The 822-nt window shown below is 44.2% G+C and carries 3 tRNA genes and 1 rRNA gene; all 4 read right to left on the reverse strand.

The window, feature by feature from the left end:
- Nucleotides 1-398 precede the first annotated feature (398 nt).
- Nucleotides 399-474 (reverse strand) — tRNA-Val (locus tag R8N49_RS26185).
- Nucleotides 475-502: 28 nt separating this feature from the next.
- Nucleotides 503-578 (reverse strand) — tRNA-Lys (locus R8N49_RS26190).
- Nucleotides 579-580: 2 nt separating this feature from the next.
- Nucleotides 581-656 (reverse strand) — tRNA-Glu (locus R8N49_RS26195).
- An 89-nt stretch (nucleotides 657-745) separates the two neighbouring features.
- Nucleotides 746-822 (reverse strand): 16S ribosomal RNA (locus R8N49_RS26200); the annotation flags it as partial.

Here is an 822-nt window from a genome sequence, read left to right on the forward strand (position 1 = left end):
CGCCTCTGACTGCCAAGGCATCCACCGTGTACGCTTAGTCACTTAACCATACAACCCGAAGGAGTTTCGAGTTGATGAACAAGTCACCAAAGTTGTCTCTCATTATTTGAATGAGCGAGAGACATTCGATTTTGCCGGACTCAATTTCGAATAATCACTGTAAAAGTGATATTCCCAAGAACACTTGAATGTGTTTTTTGGTGTTTGTCATAAAGACAAACATTGAGAACTTTACAAACAATCTTAAAAGATTGTTTTGTCAGCTTTCCAAATTGTTAAAGAGCTATGTTGCTTCACAAGGAAGTTACATTTTCTAAAGACTTTCAGAGTCAAAAATACCAACCAGTATCAATTGCTTGTTCTGGTTTGGACGTTTTATTCCAAAAATACTTAGAGAATGGTGGGCGATACCGGGCTCGAACCAGTGACCCCCTGCTTGTAAGGCAGGTGCTCTCCCAACTGAGCTAATCGCCCACATTGTTTTGATTTCCGTGGAAGGAAATGGTGGGTCGTGCAGGATTCGAACCTGCGACCAATTGATTAAAAGTCAACTGCTCTACCAACTGAGCTAACGACCCAATGGTATCCCGTAGGGGAGTCGAACCCCTGTTACCGCCGTGAAAGGGCGGTGTCCTAGGCCTCTAGACGAACGGGACACTAAGTGAACATCTTGGGGGATGTTCTATCTCTTAAACTTCATAAACCGTATCAATCTGTGTGAACACTCATCGCAATAATCATCGTTTAAGGAGGTGATCCAGCGCCAGGTTCCCCTAGCGCTACCTTGTTACGACTTCACCCCAGTCATGAACCACAAAGTGG

The organism is Vibrio sp. 1978, from assembly GCF_033344345.1.